This is a genomic window from Paractinoplanes atraurantiacus (assembly GCF_900215205.1).
Lineage (GTDB): Bacteria > Actinomycetota > Actinomycetes > Mycobacteriales > Micromonosporaceae > Actinoplanes > Actinoplanes atraurantiacus.
Map to the genome: position 1 here is coordinate 138,666 of NZ_OBDY01000010.1, position 14,754 is coordinate 153,419.

At 69.6% G+C, this 14,754-nt stretch carries 17 protein-coding genes; 3 read left to right on the forward strand and 14 right to left on the reverse strand.

All coding sequences use genetic code 11. From position 1 onward, the window contains the following. Positions 1-8: 8 nt before the first annotated feature. The gene (locus tag CRP55_RS23295) at positions 9-788 is read right to left on the reverse strand and encodes a HEAT repeat domain-containing protein (RefSeq protein ID WP_143234822.1); all 780 of its coding nucleotides are present in this window, start codon (positions 786-788) and stop codon (positions 9-11) included. Positions 789-819: 31 nt separating this feature from the next. Between CRP55_RS23295 and CRP55_RS23300 the strand changes: the two genes are divergently transcribed. Beyond that, complete coding sequence (locus CRP55_RS23300) at positions 820-1,314, forward strand: hypothetical protein (protein ID WP_143234824.1); 495 nt, start codon at positions 820-822, stop codon at positions 1,312-1,314. 43 nt (positions 1,315-1,357) lie between these two features. Continuing rightward, entirely contained in the window at positions 1,358-2,128 is a 771-nt protein-coding gene (locus CRP55_RS23305) for an SAM-dependent methyltransferase (RefSeq protein WP_097322246.1), read from the forward strand. A gap of 6 nt (positions 2,129-2,134) precedes the next feature. Here CRP55_RS23305 and CRP55_RS23310 read toward each other — a convergent pair whose 3' ends face one another. The 9 genes from CRP55_RS23310 to CRP55_RS23350 form a co-directional block, all read right to left on the reverse strand. Then, positions 2,135-2,317 (reverse strand): hypothetical protein, encoded by a 183-nt coding sequence (locus CRP55_RS23310; RefSeq protein WP_097322247.1) that lies wholly within the window; start codon positions 2,315-2,317, stop codon positions 2,135-2,137. An 81-nt stretch (positions 2,318-2,398) separates the two neighbouring features. Continuing rightward, complete coding sequence (locus CRP55_RS23315; RefSeq protein WP_097322248.1) at positions 2,399-2,827, reverse strand: hypothetical protein; 429 nt, start codon at positions 2,825-2,827, stop codon at positions 2,399-2,401. 136 nt (positions 2,828-2,963) lie between these two features. Continuing rightward, on the reverse strand, positions 2,964-4,862 hold the full coding sequence (locus tag CRP55_RS23320; RefSeq protein ID WP_097322249.1) for a hypothetical protein: 1,899 nt from the start codon (positions 4,860-4,862) through the stop codon (positions 2,964-2,966). Next, positions 4,765-5,916 (reverse strand): glycoside hydrolase family 130 protein, encoded by a 1,152-nt coding sequence (locus CRP55_RS23325; protein ID WP_218854678.1) that lies wholly within the window; start codon positions 5,914-5,916, stop codon positions 4,765-4,767. The genes CRP55_RS23320 and CRP55_RS23325 overlap by 98 nt, the downstream gene beginning before the upstream one ends. Before the next feature lies 1 nt (position 5,917). Beyond that, positions 5,918-6,736, reverse strand: a complete 819-nt coding sequence (locus CRP55_RS23330; protein ID WP_218854679.1) for a carbohydrate ABC transporter permease — start codon at positions 6,734-6,736, stop codon at positions 5,918-5,920. A gap of 1 nt (position 6,737) precedes the next feature. Continuing rightward, the gene (locus tag CRP55_RS23335; RefSeq protein WP_097322250.1) at positions 6,738-7,619 is read right to left on the reverse strand and encodes a carbohydrate ABC transporter permease; all 882 of its coding nucleotides are present in this window, start codon (positions 7,617-7,619) and stop codon (positions 6,738-6,740) included. Further along, positions 7,619-8,902: an extracellular solute-binding protein gene (locus CRP55_RS23340; protein ID WP_097322251.1), complete on the reverse strand. Its 1,284-nt coding sequence runs from the start codon at positions 8,900-8,902 to the stop codon at positions 7,619-7,621. The genes CRP55_RS23335 and CRP55_RS23340 overlap by 1 nt, the downstream gene beginning before the upstream one ends. Continuing rightward, entirely contained in the window at positions 8,899-9,891 is a 993-nt protein-coding gene (locus tag CRP55_RS23345; protein WP_097322252.1) for a LacI family DNA-binding transcriptional regulator, read from the reverse strand. Before CRP55_RS23345 ends, CRP55_RS23340 begins: the two co-directional genes overlap by 4 nt. 92 nt (positions 9,892-9,983) lie before the next feature. Continuing rightward, complete coding sequence (locus CRP55_RS23350; protein WP_097322253.1) at positions 9,984-10,655, reverse strand: VOC family protein; 672 nt, start codon at positions 10,653-10,655, stop codon at positions 9,984-9,986. 59 nt (positions 10,656-10,714) lie between these two features. Between CRP55_RS23350 and CRP55_RS23355 the strand changes: the two genes are divergently transcribed. Continuing rightward, positions 10,715-11,452 carry a metallophosphoesterase family protein gene (locus tag CRP55_RS23355; protein WP_097322254.1) on the forward strand — a complete coding sequence of 246 codons (738 nt, stop codon included), beginning with the start codon at positions 10,715-10,717 and terminating at the stop codon, positions 11,450-11,452. Here the strand turns inward: CRP55_RS23355 and CRP55_RS53995 are convergent. The 4 genes from CRP55_RS53995 to CRP55_RS23370 all read right to left on the reverse strand — a co-directional run bounded on the left by CRP55_RS53995 (position 11,435) and on the right by CRP55_RS23370 (position 14,723). After that, positions 11,435-11,671 carry a PIN domain-containing protein gene (locus CRP55_RS53995; RefSeq protein ID WP_218854680.1) on the reverse strand — a complete coding sequence of 79 codons (237 nt, stop codon included), beginning with the start codon at positions 11,669-11,671 and terminating at the stop codon, positions 11,435-11,437. The genes CRP55_RS23355 and CRP55_RS53995 overlap by 18 nt on opposite strands. 72 nt (positions 11,672-11,743) lie before the next feature. Further along, complete coding sequence (locus CRP55_RS54000; RefSeq protein WP_218854681.1) at positions 11,744-11,953, reverse strand: hypothetical protein; 210 nt, start codon at positions 11,951-11,953, stop codon at positions 11,744-11,746. A 102-nt stretch (positions 11,954-12,055) separates the two neighbouring features. Then, positions 12,056-13,006 carry a non-homologous end-joining DNA ligase gene (ligD, locus tag CRP55_RS23365; protein ID WP_097322255.1) on the reverse strand — a complete coding sequence of 317 codons (951 nt, stop codon included), beginning with the start codon at positions 13,004-13,006 and terminating at the stop codon, positions 12,056-12,058. A gap of 1 nt (position 13,007) precedes the next feature. Further along, positions 13,008-14,723: an acyl-CoA dehydrogenase gene (locus CRP55_RS23370; protein WP_218854684.1), complete on the reverse strand. Its 1,716-nt coding sequence runs from the start codon at positions 14,721-14,723 to the stop codon at positions 13,008-13,010. Positions 14,724-14,754 lie beyond the last annotated feature (31 nt).

Below are 14,754 nucleotides of genomic sequence, written 5' to 3' on the forward strand. Positions count from 1 at the left end.
ACATCCCACTACGACCACCTCAGGGCGCGGCCGTTCCACCAGGTGACCAGCTGTTGTGCCAGGGCTTCGTCCGGTACCAGGGCGCGCATGTCCTCGACGTCGCCTTCGCCGGCGAGGCCGACCAGGACCGGGCCGATCAAGTGGTCGTCGCCCAGCAGGCGGCGCGCCTCGCGGATCGCGTCGTGGTGGTCGAGGGCCATAGCCCGTACCTGGTCGTCGGGGTCGTCCTTCAGCTTGACCGTCACGGCGTCCACCGCGTTCACGTCCAAGGCCGCCAGCTCGCGCGTGATCGCGTAGAGGGCGTAGAACCTGATGTCCTCGTCGTCGTCCTCGCAGAGCTGGAACAGGGCCTCGGCGGCGGCCGGGTCCACGGCGGAGAGGTCGACCAGGCTGGGCAGCGCCCAGGTGACGGCGTACCGCACGCCGACATCCGGATGGTCGGCCAGTGGGAGGACGTCGGGCAACGCCTCGACGGCTTGATGGAATCCGAGGGCCGACACGATCCAGCTCAGGACGTCGAGGTCGTTCTCCGTCGCGAGCCGGGCGCGCAGCAGGGGGATCGTGCGAGCGGGCGAGGCCTCATCCAGTTCCCGCAGGATGGCCACGCCGAGGGCGCGCCAAGTCGGGTCCTCGTGGTCGACCAGTTCGGCCGCTCGGTCGAACACGGGGCGGCGGTGGAGTTCGACGAGGTGTGGCCGTGGTGTGTCGCCGCCGTGTTCGACCTCTCGCCGGGCCAGGCTGAGCAGCAGGCCGAGCGGCATCTCGGCCAACGGGAAAGGATCATCCACGGTGCCAGTCTGCTCCTGGATGATCTATGACATGAGCATGTTGTGGCAGGAGGTCTTCGTTCCGGACAGCGTGGTGGCCAGCGACGGGTTCACCGCCGAGCTGGGTGGAACGGTCGAGATGTCTCTGGCCCTCGCCGTCGAGCGCGGGCCCGGGTGGACGCACGAGGTGGCCGGCCGGGCTCTCGACGTGGAGAGCACCATCTGGTCGGACGACGGCTGGCTGATCGATGTCGACGGGCTCGGCATCTACGTCATCGGGAAGCCCGTGCCGCCGCCGGGCACCTGGACGACGGTGCATGGCCGGCTCAGGTTCGCTGAGGGCTACGAGACCGACGGCTTCGTGCCCGCCGAGGAGGTGTTGCGCCGCGCCCGGCGGACGTTCACCGTTCGCCGGATCGTGCGGCTGGACTTGGTGCGCGGCCGGCCCGGGACCGTGCGTCTCGGAAGCGGCGAGGAGGTGACCGAGGTTCGGTGGGCCGGAGCCGACACCCGCAGTTACCTGCTCGATCTGGCGCTCGTGCCCTAGCATGTGTCCGTCCACTTCAGACTGGTTCGGGACGGCGGGCGACATGAGTGACGCGCAGTTCGACACGAGTGAGCCGCAGACGGCTCGGATCTGGAACTACTGGCTCGGCGGCAAGGACAACTTCGCCGTCGACCGGGCGGTGGGCGATCAGATCCGGCAGGCCTTCCCGGACATCGTCGACAACGCGCGGGCTTCGCGGGCTTTTCTCGTACGGGCGGTCACCTTCGCCGCCGAGGCCGGGATCCGGCAGTTCCTCGATGTGGGCACCGGCCTGCCGACCGCCGACAACACGCACGAGGTGGCGCAGCGGGTCGCCCCGGAGTCGCGGATCGTCTACGTCGACTTCGACCCGATGATCCTGTCGCACGCCCGGGCCCTGCTGACCAGCAGCCCGGAGGGCGCCACGCAATATGTCGACGCCGACGGCCGGGACTCGGCCAAGGTGCTGGCCGAGGCGGCCGGCACGCTCGACTTCAGCCGGCCGGTCGCCCTGATCATGTCGGGGCTGCTGGGGCACGTCACCGACGACGACGAGGCCGAGACGATGGTCCGGGCCTATCTCGAGGCGCTCGCCCCGGGCAGCTATTTCATCGCGCTCGACGGTTCGCACAGTGTCGAGCACGGCGAGGCCGAGAAGATCTGGAACGAGCAGGCCAATCCGCCGTACGTCCTGAGGGGCCCCGCCCAGTTCGCCCGCTTCTTCGACGGCTTGGAGCTGATCGAGCCGGGCGTGGTCTCGGCGCCCCTGTGGCGGCCGGCCGCAGACGACGCCAAACACCTCGACGTCGTCTGCGGGGTGGCGCGCAAGCCGTGACCCCCGTCAGGCCCGCCGCGCGGTGAAGAAGCCGGCGGGCTGTCCGCGGACCGCGCGCTTCTTGCTCGCTTTGCGCGCGGCCCGGGTCAGGCGGGCCGAGGTGAACAGCCGCCGGCGGTCGGTTTCGGCGATCAGGTCGCGGTGGTGCTCGTGGGCCAGGACCAGCATCAGTTCCGAGTTCATCAACATGCTTCGAGTCTCGTCCGCCCGAGCAGCCATCACATCGGTCACCGTTGCGTATCTTCGCTGCTCAGCGCTGCCTAGGTATACCTACGACTCGTACGTGGCGCACAGCGCGACGGGGATGCGGCTGGTGATCCTCATTGTCGCCGGGTCGAAGCCGACCGTGACCGGCCCCTCCTCGGTGGCCAGCCGGACCGTGCCGTCGCCGACCGCCTCGATGCCCGTGTAGGTGCCGTCGTTCTCCGAGTAGAGGCAGCCCGCGTACGCCTCCCGGCCGTTGCTGTTCCGGACGACGACATCCCAGCCGTCCTCGCCGAGGACGGCCCGCCAATGCAGCACCCGCACCTCGAACCGGCCGTCGGCGGACGAGGCCTCGCCGACCAGCTCACCCTTGCGGGGCGCGGAGAAGTCGGCCGTGTCCTCGACCGCCAGCCGCAGGCCGACGAGGGCCACCACCGCGGCGACACCACCCACGGCCACCCGGGCGGCGAGCGGCCAGGGCCGGCGGAAACGCATCGCGCCAGGCTACAAGAGCGCGAACCACCGCGACGCGAACGCCCACGCCCCGCCCACGCCCCGCCCCGCCCGCTCAGCGAAAGCGGCCGGGGCGCGACATAGGGGCCGGGCGCGGAATCGGCCGGGCTGGGCGGGACTACGAGCCCGTGCGGACCACGGTGAAGCCGCCGGGCAGGACCACCGCCCGCGGCCCTGTCGTCCGGGAGCGCAGCACCCCCGTGGAGTCGTAGACCTCCGCGACCCCGGCCACCGTCACGGTTTTCGGAGCGACCGCCGCGCTGCGCAACAACGTGGTCGTCTGCCCGCCGCCGCCGATCACGTAGCGGGACACCAGCGGTTCCAGCATGACCGCGTCCACCAAGGCCGCGTCGCCGCCGGACGCGGTGGCCGTCAACTCCGTACGGCCTGGGGGAAGCTCTCCCACCGCGACCGGAAGCAAAGCGCCCGGCGCCGGTGACGCCCCCTGCGCTCCGATCCGCCCGTGCCGCAGGACGCCACCCGTCGACCAGCGGGTGACCGCCTCGCTGCCGGGGCGCAGGTCGGCGATCGGCAGCACCAGCTGGGGCTGGGACATGGCCGGCAACCGCCAGCGCAGTGACGCGCCCGCGGGCAGCCGGACGTAGCTGCCGTTGCTGTACTGCGACTCGCCCGTCCACGGTGACGACGGCGTGACCACGGTGGCGCCGCCGCTCAGCGTCGCGAGCTCGGCCTCCACAGTGGTCGACCCCACCCGCTCCACGATGTGGCCCTGGGCGGCCAGCCCGGCCACGTCGGGGTGGGCGTCCAGCGCCAGCATGCTCAACAGCCCGTGGATGGTCGATTCGGCGCCGGCGTTGCGGTTGACCGTGCCGTCGCCCGCTATGCCGTCCACGGTCCGGCCGGTCGCCGGGTCGTAGGCGGGCACCCCGGCCGCGTTGGCGCCGAAGTACCAGGCGGCCACGATGCCGGCCAGGCGGCGGAAGCCCGGCCGCCCGGTCGTCTCGGCCACCGCCAGCAGGGATTGCAGGCGCGAGTCGACACCGTACGCGATCTGGTTGCGGTCGATCCGGGTCGGCAGCCGGCCGTTGTCGGGGCCGCCCGACGTGAGCAGCCACGGCGTGAACACCGCGGAGTCGGTCACCGCCGGCTTCACCAGATCGGCGTCGCCGAGGACCTTCGCCGCGCGGGCCAGCGCGGCCGGCATCTGCGACGCCCACGCATGCCAGTCGGACAGGGACAGGGCCCACGGGAGCACAGCGCCGAACGGCCACGACCGCGCCCCGCCGGCACCCATGGCCGCCACCCCCTCGGCGAACTGCCGCAGCATCCGCCGAGCCCGTTCACCTGGTGCGTGGCACAGGCCGAGCATCGCCTCGGCGGTCGCGTCGGCGCCGTCCACGATCAGCCAGGCCGGCACGCGCTTGCCGTCGATGAGCTGCCATCGCCCGTACAGCCGGAGAACTTGACGTTGAAGTGCCCCGATCGCCAGATCGAGCCGTTCCCGCAGGAAGGGGTCCTTGAAGGCGGCGTAGCCCTCGCCGAGCGCCCACACCGCCCGGGCCAGCCAATACGAGGGCCCGCTGTCGGACGGGTCGGGCAGTTCGCGCGGTTCGGCGCTGGGGTTCAGCGTCCCGTCCGGCTGCATCCACAGCACGAAGTTCCCGGACGAGAGCGTCTGCATGTACGTCAACCCGCGCAGCAGCTCGTGCGCCGCCGCCTTGCTGGCCGCGCTGCCGGTCTGCTTCCAGTGCCGCACGTAGACGACCGCCGCCCGCGCGATGTCGTCGGAGTTGAACGCGCCCTGGCTGTAGGTGTCGGTGGCCGCGTCGTAGGTGCCGCCGCCGATCCGGCGGTAGCTTCCGTCGGCGTTCGGCTCGGCGTACGTCCAGAGCACCCCGATCTCCGAGGTCTGGCCGGGCGGGGTGACGCGGTCGCGCAGGAAATCGAGATGGGCGAGGTTAGTGAGACGGCTCGGCGCCGCCTGGGCCGGGGACGGCGTCAGCAGCGGGGCCGTCAGAGCCAGCCCGCTGGCCGACAACACGGATCTGCGTTTCATCGTGTGCTCCTCTGGTCAGCCGAGCGACGCCGATCTTGCTGTCCGCCATGCCGTAGAAGACGTAGTGGACGCCGTCGACCTGCTCGATGGCGGTGGGGAAGACGACGTTGGGAACGGTTCCGGACTGCTCGTCCGCCGTTTCCGGGACAAAGATCGGTTCGGAGGTACGGGTGAGCACCCGGCCCGGGTCGGCCGGGTCGAGGATCATCGCCCCGGCCGCGTACGTCACCCTCTGGTTGGTGGGGTCGAAGCCGGGCGGGATGTAACCGGTGACGCCGTGGTGGATCAGCAGCCAGCCCTCCGGCACCCGCAGCGGCGGCGGGCCGGCGCCGATCTTGAGGGCCTCGTACGGGTATTCGGACAGCGCCACGCAGCGGTGGTTCCGCGGCCGGACCAGCGCGGTGATGTCGTCGTGCACGAGGTCGGCCGGGACGTAGGAGATCCAGATGCCGGCCCGCTCGTCCGCGATGCCGGCCGGCAGGTGCACCCCCTCGCCCGGGCGGAACCAGCCGAGATCCCACATCGGACGATGCAGCATCGCGTAGCTGAGCCGCCCGTCCGGGCCGGGCACGGGCTCGGGGAAGAACACCGCGTCCTTGTTGGGGAAGAGGTTGAGGTCGGTGTCGAGGTCTTTCTGGTACGTGAACTGGACCGGCCCGAGACGCTCCCACTTGCGCAGGTCGGCCGAGACGGCGAGCGCGAGCTTGGGACCCAGGGGCCCGTACGCCACGTACGTCATCACATGTTTGCCGAGGCTCGGCACCCAGGTGGTGCGCGGGTCCTCGACGCCGGCGTTGTTCTTGCCGCGCTCCCAGCCCTCGTCCGGGGCCAGGACCACGCCCTGCCGGCGCACGCCGACCGGCACGCCGTCGCTGATCTGCACCTCGGCCAGGCCGACCCGGGACACGTTGCCCGGCGCGACCATGCGCGGCAGCAGGTAGAGCTTTCCGTCCGGGCCCCACCCGCTCGCCGGGTTGAGGACCCCTTCCGCCTCGAGGGTGTCGCCGGTGTCGGGCGCCATGATCACGCCGAGGCGGGTCATCGAGTACGTCATGTCAGCCTTTCACTCCGGAGCCGAGATCGGTGGAGACGAAGTGCCGCTGGAAGGCGATGAACAGGCCCACCGCGGGCGCGGCCAGCACGCAGGCTCCGGCCAGGATCGCGCCGAACGGATTGGCCGCCCGCGCCGAGACATTGCTGATGTAATTGGCCAGCGAGACCGCCAGCGGCTGCATGTCCGCCTGTTTGGTCACCAGGAACGGCCACAGGAATTCGTTCCACGGGCCGATGAAGGTGAGCAGGACGGCGGTCAGCAACGCCGGGCGCACCAACGGCAGCGCGACCGACCAGAGAATGCGCAACTCGCCCGCGCCGTCGAGCCGGGCCGCGGCGAACAGATCGTCCGGGAGCTGGAGGAAGAACTGCCGGAAGATGAAGACCGCCGTCGTGTTGATGGCGAACGGCAGAATCATTCCGAGGTACGAGTCGGCCAGCCCGTAGCCCCGCACGATGAGCACGTAGAGCGGGATCAGCAGCAGCTGGAACGGGATGACCTGCACCAGCAGGACCAGCACAAAGAGCGTGCCCCGCCCGCGGAAGTGCAGCCGGGCCAGCGCATAGCCGGCCAGGACGCCGAAGACGACGGTGCCGAGCAGAACGCCGCCGGTGAAGATGCCGGAATTGATGAGCGAGCCGACCAGATCGACCCGGGAATTGATGTCCTTGTAGTTGTCGAGGGTCAGGCCCGAGGTCGGGAAGGCGCCTTTCACGGACGTGTCCGGCGACGACTGTAGCGACCCGATCAGCATGTAATAGAAGGGAAACAGGAAGGCCAGCGCGCCCAGGAACAGCACGACGTGCCGCAATCGCGCCATGTCAGTCCCTCTCGATCAAACGCCGATTGATGTACGCGACGATCAGCACCCCGATGACCAGCAGCACCCCGATCGCCGCGGCGAAATCGGGCTCGCCCTGTTGCAATCCGCGCTGATACATCACCAGGACCGGCGAGGCGGACGCGCCGTTCGGCCCGCCCCCGCCGGTGAGCAGATAGGGCTCGGTGAACAGGTTGGCCCCGGTGATCAGCGACAGGATCACCACGAGCGCGGTGGCCGGCCGGACCGCGGGCACGGTCACCGACCAGAAGCGGTTCCAGGCCGTCGCGCCGTCGACCGAGGCCGACTCGTAGAGCTCCTTCGGCACGTTCTGCAACGCGGCCAGGTAGAGCAGGATGAAGAAGCCGAGCTGCTTCCAGGTCACGAAAACGGCGATCACCGGCATCGCGAGGTATTCGTTGATCAGCCAGGACGGGTCCGGCGCCAGCGGGCCGAGCACCGTGTTGACCAGGCCGTCCGAGTTGAACAGGAAGAGCCACACGCCGACCACGGCCACGCTGGCCGTCACGTACGGGACGTAGAAGGCGACCCGCAGGAACGTCCGCGCGTGCACCACCTTGTTCAGCGCGACCGCCAGCAGCAGCGCCAGCCCGGTCGTGAGCGGCACGTTGATGATCAGGAAGACGCCGATGTTGCGGAAGCTGCGCAGCACCGCCGGGTCGGTCAGCACCGCCTTGTAGTTGTCCAGGCCGACGAACGGGTGGTCGACGATCGCGCCGGGCGCGGCGAAGAAGTAGTCGTGAAAGCTCATCCAGACCGCGAACCCGAACGGGTAGGCGAAGATGACCGCGATGTAGACCGCGTACGGTGCGGCCAGGATCATCCCGACCGGGTGCCGTCCCAGTGCTCTTTCCTTGAGCATCAGGACCCGCTGGCGAGCTGATCGACCTTCTCGGCGGCGCCGCTGAAGGCCTGGTCCACCGGCTCCTTACCGAAGATCACCGAGGCCGAGTACGCGTCGCGGAAGGTCTGCCAGATGGCGACGCTGTTGGGCACGTTGGGCACCTCGACCGTGCGGGCCGCCTGGTCGGCGAACTGCTTGTAGGCCGGGTTCTTGGTGAAGTAGTCGGGATAGGTGGTCGCCACGTCCTTGCGCAGCGGCATCTGCCCGGTCTTGTCGAGCAGCGCGCCGTCCTGCTCCTTGCTGGTCGCGAACTTCATCAGCTCCCAGGCGGTGGCCCGGTTCTGGCAGGCGCTGTACATGGCGACGTTCTTGGCGTCGCTGAACGTCTTGATCTGCTCGGCCGGCTTGCCGGTCGAGGTGGGCACCGGCACCGAGCCCCACTTCACCTTGTCGCCGTAGACCGCCACCGCCCACGGGCCGACGATCGCCATGGCCGCCTTCTGGTCGGCGAACGAGTCGCCGTTGTACTGCTCCTTGCCGGCCAGGCCCTCGTCGTACATGGTCTTCCAGAAGCCGGCGACCTTCTGGCCCTCGGGCGAGTTGAACTGCGCCTTGCTGTCCTGCACGAGCTGCTTGCCGTCGGTCTCGGCCAGGAACATCGGGTAGAAGTCGAACCAGGACTGGAAGAACTCGCTGGTCGGCGCGGGCCAGATGGCGAACTGGGCCGCCTTGGAAGACTTGATCTTGCGGGCGGCGGCCAGGACGTCGTCGTACGTGCTGAGCGCGGGCTTCTCGGCGTCGAGGCCGGCCTTGGCGAAGACGTCCTTGTTGTAGAAGATCATCACCGGGTTGGACTTCCAGGGCAGCTGGTAGAACTTGCCGTCCGGCGACTTGTACTGCTCGGCGGTGTCACCGGTCCGGTCGGCGATGTACTGCGCGGCCCCGTCGAACGAGTCGAGCGCGACCAGCCCGCCCTGCTTCTGGAACTGCGGCACGGCGGCCGGCGCGGTGTTGAAGATCAGGCAGGGCGCGTTGCCGGCCGTGATGGCGGCGCCGATGACCTCCTCCGAGCTCTTGCCGGCGGGGATCTCCTGCGCGGTGACCTTCTGGTCGGCGTGCTGGCCGTTCCAGGCCTCGACCATGGCCTTGCCCCAGGCCAGTTCTTCCTGGTTGTTGGAGAGCCAGATCGTGATCGGGCCGGTGGCGGCGTTGGCCTTTTCGGCGTCGGCGCCGCCGCCGCCATCACAGCCGGCAATGAGCAGACTCGCAGTGACGATGAGGGCCGGGAGGGTACGTTTCATCGTTCGGTTCCTCCTGTCGGAGCGGTGGATCCCCTGACGACGAGTTGGGCGGGGGGCACGGGGATGTCTGTTTTGTGCTCGCCCTCGATGAGGCCGAGCAGGGCTTCCGCGGCTTTCCGGCCCCAGAGGTACGGGTCGGTGCGGACCGTGGTGAGCGGTGGGCTCACATACGCTGCGAGCTCGGTGTTGTCGAAGCCGGTGACCGAGACCGGCACACCGAGCTCCTGGGCCACCGCCATGCCGGCGATGGCCATGAGGTCGTTGGCGTAGACGATCGCGGTGGGTGGTTCTTTGCCTTCGAGCAATTCGCGGGTGGCCTGCGCGCCGCCGGCCGCCGAGAAATCGGCCTCTACATAGGGCCCTTCGCCCGTTTCCTCCCACGCCTTCTTGCGGATCGCCGCGTGCAGGAAGTGGGCCGGTCCGCCGACGTGGGCGATCCGGCGGTGGCCGAGCTCCTGCAGATGGCGGACCGCGGCGACGATGCCGGGCCGGTCGTCGACCAGCACGGCCGGGAACCCGCTGGGCACGTCGGGCCGGGCGATGGTGACGGCCGGCAGCCCCAGCTCCTCGAGCAGGGCGATCCGGGTGTCGCCGACCCGCAGGTCGAGCAGGAAGACCCCGTCGACCCGCTTGCTGCCGGCCAGCCGCCGGTAGCCGGCCTCCTCCTCGTCCTCGGGCACGACCTGGAGCACGAGGGCCTGGCCGCGATCGGAGAGGGTGCGCTCGACGCCGGCGATGAAGGCGGGGAAGAACGGGTCGGCGCCGAGCAGCTCGGGCTCGCGGGCCAGAACCAGGCCGACGGCGAAGGCGCGCGAGGTGGAGAGCGCGCGGGCCTGATGGCTCGGCGTCCAGCCGAGCTCGCGCGCGGCGTCGAGGATGCGGCGCTTGGTGTCCTCGGCGACGCCCGGCCGTCCGTTCAGGACGAACGACACGGTGCCTTTGGACACTCCCGCCGCCGCCGCGACGTCACGGATCGTGGGCCTGGTCATGCCACCTCCGGCGGTTGTTCAAACCGGTTTGAACGCGAACCTAAACCGGTTTGATAGACCGCGCAAACGGAGGCGAACTCGTTTTGTCCGTGTTACGGACGTGTTAACACGGAAAATTTAGTTCCATCGGGGTCGATCAACATCCCGTCGCCGGCGCGCGAGGCTCCTAGTCGGAGGAGCTGCCCCACATCGTTGGTCTCCAGCGCCAGGAACAGGTCTTTCCCGGCCCGCGGCGAGAGCGGCGGCCCACTCCACGTGATCTTCGTGCCGCCGTCCGGCGACTGGATCGCCGTCTCCTGATCCTGATCCCAGACCAGAGGCCACCCCAGGGCCGCACTCCAGAAATATCCGGCCGCCTGCGACCCGTCGCAGTTGAGCGCCCCGACCGTTCCGCACCCGGCGAGGAAGTTGTTCCCCGGCTCGATCACGCAGAACTCGTTGCCCTCGGGGTCGGCCAGCACGACATGCCCTTCGTCCCCGTGCTGCCCCACATCGGCGTGCCGCCCGCCGAGCGCGAGGGCCCGCTCGACCGTCCGGGCCTGCTCCTCCTCCGACCCGTTGGTCAGATCGAAGTGCATGTTGTTCGGCCCGGCCTTGTCCTCCTCGCTCGGCACGAACCACACCGGAATCCCGCCCTCGTCCGCGGGCCGGAGCACCAGCGGATCCTCCGCCGACGCCTTCCACCCCAGCAGCTCACCCCAGAACTGCGCCAGCTCCCGGGGCCGCCGGGCCTCGATACAGATGGCCAAGATTCGAGAAGTCATGCCTCTTCATAGACGCCCATCACCCCCCTCCGCACCCGGGTTTCACGTAGCGTCGCCGAATGCGCCTGCTGCACCTGTCCGACACCCACCTGACCCGCGCCCTCGGCCCCAACCGCGACGGCGTCGACACCCGCGACTCGCTGCGCCGCATCCCCGCCATCTTCACCACCGGCAACCATGACGACCGCCCCGCCTTCGCCGCCGAACTGGGCTCCGGCCACCTGGGCACCGAGCCGGTCGTCCAGCTGGAGACGGCCGAGCGCGCCGCCGCGAGCACGGTCGCCGGATACCGCGTCATCACCCTCGACTCGCTGGTGCCGGGCAAGGGCTACGGGCGGATCAGCGCCACCCAACTGACATGGCTGCGCTCGGTCCTGGCCCAGCCCGCCCCGAACGGCAGCATCGTCGCCTTCCACCACCCGCCCGTGGCCGTACCCGGCGTGGCGGTGCAGTCCGCAGTAGGCCTGCACAACGGCCCGGAGCTGGCCGCCGCGATCGGGGGCTCCGACGTCCGCCTCATCCTGTGCGGCCACTTCCACCTGCAACTGTTCGGCCTGCTGACCGGCATACCGGTCTGGGTGACCCCGGGCGTGGTGACCCGCATAGACCTGACCGCCACCCCCGGCACGGAACGAGCCGTCCGGGGCGCCTCGGCCTCCGTGATCGACTTGGGCGGCCCCCACTCCCCGGTCTTCCACACTCTGCACGCCCGCGACCCCCACACCGGCCGGACCGCCTACGAGCTGGACGCCAGCGAACTCACCACCATCATCGCCAAACTAGGCCCCGCCGCGTAGCGGCCTGTCACGCCGGCGCGGTGACGATCTCCAGGTGATGGTGCAGCCGAAATCTTCGAAGTCCTTGACGTTGAGGATCGCCAACGGCAGGCGGTGGGTGAGACAGCAGGCGGCGACCCACGCGTCGTTCATGGGCCGCGGCCGCCCACGTCGCATCGAAGCGGCGGCGAGATAGCCGAACGTGTCGGCCACGTCCTCGTCGCCGGGCGGCATGGGCATTGCCGCCAGCCATGCTCCGGGCTTCCGGCGACTGCCCGCGCCCCAGTCGCGGACCTCAGCCCATTTGACCAACTAGGCGCGGGTGACAAAGGTCAGGACCGGCTGCGTGTCGATCAGCTTGGTCGCCAGTGGGGGTGGCAGGCGTTTCTTGATGATCAGTGATGCCACGTCGATGTCGGCCAGGGAGCGGACCGGCCGAGACTGCTTGGCGCGGATCAGCTCGTCGACCGAGAGGCGCACGTGTCGTGAGGGAATTCTGCTGTTGCCGGCGCTGGTGTTCACGCTCCACCTCCGTTAGGTGAAAAGGCGGCGCGCGGAGACGCCGTCCGTTCTGTCGAGGGCCGCGCAATCGGGCAATCGCGCGGCCTGACGCGGTGGGTGGGTTCAGTCGTCGGCGGGGCCCTCCAAGCCGGCCTTCTCGTCGCGGGTCGCCCACTCCAGCAGGGTCTCCAGCGAGAAGTGCTCGTCGTCGATGGTGGCGTGCAGGTCGCCGAGCTGGGCGAAACGGGCCGGGACGGTCTGGATGGTGAAGTCGTCCGGCTCGACGTCGGCTATCTCGTCCCAGGTGATGGGGGCGGACACCGTGCCCCGCTGGTTGCCCCGGACCGAATAGGCGCTGGCTATCGTGTGGTCCCGGGCGTTCTGGTTGTAGTCGACGAACAGGGCGGCCGGGTCCCGGTCCTTGCGCCACCACGTGGTCGTCACGTCGTCGGGGGCGCGCCGTTCGACCTCGCGGGCGAAGGCCAGGGCGGCCCGGCGGACGTCGCCGAAACCCCAGTCGGGGCGGATGCGGACGTAGACGTGCAGGCCCCGGCCGCCCGAGGTCTTGGGGTAGCCGGTGATGCCCAGGTCGTCCAAGACCGAGCGGGCCACGCCGGCCACGCGGCGGACCCGGTCGAACGGGCAGTCGGGCATCGGGTCGAGGTCGATGCGCCACTCGTCGGGCTGTTCGGTGTCGGCCCGGCGGGAGTTCCACGGGTGGAACTCGACGGTGGACATCTGCACGGCCCAGATCACGTCGGCCAGCTTGGTCACGCACAGCTCGTCGGCGTGCCGGTTGTAGCGCGGGAACTTCACCCGCACCGTCTCCAGCCACGGCGGCGCGCCGTTCGGCACCCGCTTCTGGTGGACCTTCTCGCCGGCCAGGCCGTCCGGGAAGCGGTGCAGCATGCACGGCCGTTCGCGCAGCGCCCGCACGATGCCGTCGCCGACCGACAGGTAGTAGTCGACGAGGTCGCGCTTCGTCAGGCCGAGGTCGGGGAAGTAGACGCGGTCCGGGTTGGAGACGCGCACCTCGAGGTCGCCGACCTCGACCTGGATCGCCGGGGACGCCATGTCAGCCCAGCCAGGCGGGGTCGAGGTCGGCCAGCAGCGTGTCGCGGGAGTCGAGCAGGTCGAGCATCGGCCCGATCTTCGGCAGCTCGTGCGTGATGAAGTAGCGGGCCGCCAGCCGCTTCCCGTCGTAGAACGCGCCCGTTTTGTCCCCCACGGCGTCGATCTGCGACAACCAGATCCAGGCGATCACCAGATGCCCGACCGCGTCGAGATAGGCGGTGGCGTTGGCCAGTGCGACCGTGGGATCGCCGTCTTTCCACAAAGTCTCGGTGGAAGAAGCGACCCGGTCACAAACCGCGAGCACGGGCGCCCCGAGATCACCCGTACAAGACGCCCGAATTGTCGAAAGCAACAACGCCAATCCGGCCCCACCCTTCATCACGGCCTTACGGCCCAGAAGGTCAAGAGCCTGAATCCCGTCGGTGCCCTCGTGGATCGAATTCAGCCGGTTGTCCCGGTAGAACTGCTCCACCGGATATTCGCGCGTGTACCCGTACCCGCCATGCACCTGGATCGCATGGTCGTTGGCCACCCGGCACCACTGCGACGGCCACGCCTTCACGATCGGCGTCAGCACGTCGAGCAGCAGGTCGTTCTCGGCCGACGGCTCGTCCAGCAGCTTCGACGCATAGAGGATCAGGCCCAGACCCCCTTCGACGTACGCCTTCGAGGCGAGCAGCATGCGGCGCACGTCCGGGTGGTCGACGATCGGCACGGGCGGCGCGGCCGGGTCCTTGGCGGCCACCGGCCGCCCCTGGAGACGCTCGCGCGCGTAGTCCAGCGCGTGCAGATATCCCGTGTAGCCGAGCGCCACCGCGCCCGCACCGACACCGATCCGGGCCTCGTTCATCATGTGGAACATGTAGGCCAGGCCCTTGCCCTCCTCGCCGACCAGATATCCGGTCGCGTCGTCGAAGGACAGCACCGCGTTCGTCGTGCCCCGCCAGCCCATCTTGTGGTTGAGCCCGGACAGCGAGACCCCGTTGCGCTCGCCGACCGTGCCGTCCTCGGCCACGTGGTGCTTGGGCACGATGAACAGCGACAGGCTCTTGACGCCGGGCGGCGCCCCGGCCACCCGGGCCAGCACGAGGTGCACGATCGTCTCGCTCAGCTCGTGATCGCCGCCCGAGATCCACATCTTGCTGCCGGTGATCCGGTAGGAGCCGTCCTCGTGAGAGACCGCCCGCGTCAGCACGTCGCTGAGCGACGAGCCGGCCTGCGGCTCGGACAGGCACATCGTCCCGGTGAAACGGCCCTCGACCATCGGCTGCACGAATCTCGCAATCTGTGCAGGCGAGCCGTAGGTGGTCAGCAGGTGTGCGTTGGCCATGGTCAGCAGCGGGTAGGACGAGGTGGCGATGTTCGCCGCCTGGAACCACAGGAAGCAGGCGCGGGCCACCACGGCCGGCAGTTGGAGCCCGCCGAGCTCGGCGTCCATCGTGCCGGAGATCAGGCCCGTCTCGTTGAAGACCTTGAGCGCCGCCCCGACCTCCGGGTGGACCTCGACCCGTACACCGTCGAAGGTCGGCTCCTCGAGGTCGTTGCGCCGGTTGTGCGGGGCGAAATCGCGCTCGGCGATCTGGGCCGACACGTCGAGGAAGGCGTCGAACGTCTCGCGGGAGTGCTCGGCGAAGCGCTCCCGCTCGGTGAGCGCCTCGACGTCGAGCCACTCGTACAGGAGGAAGTCGAGATCACGACGCGAGAGGATCTTGGACACCACCGGCACCACCTTCGATAGGGAAGATGCA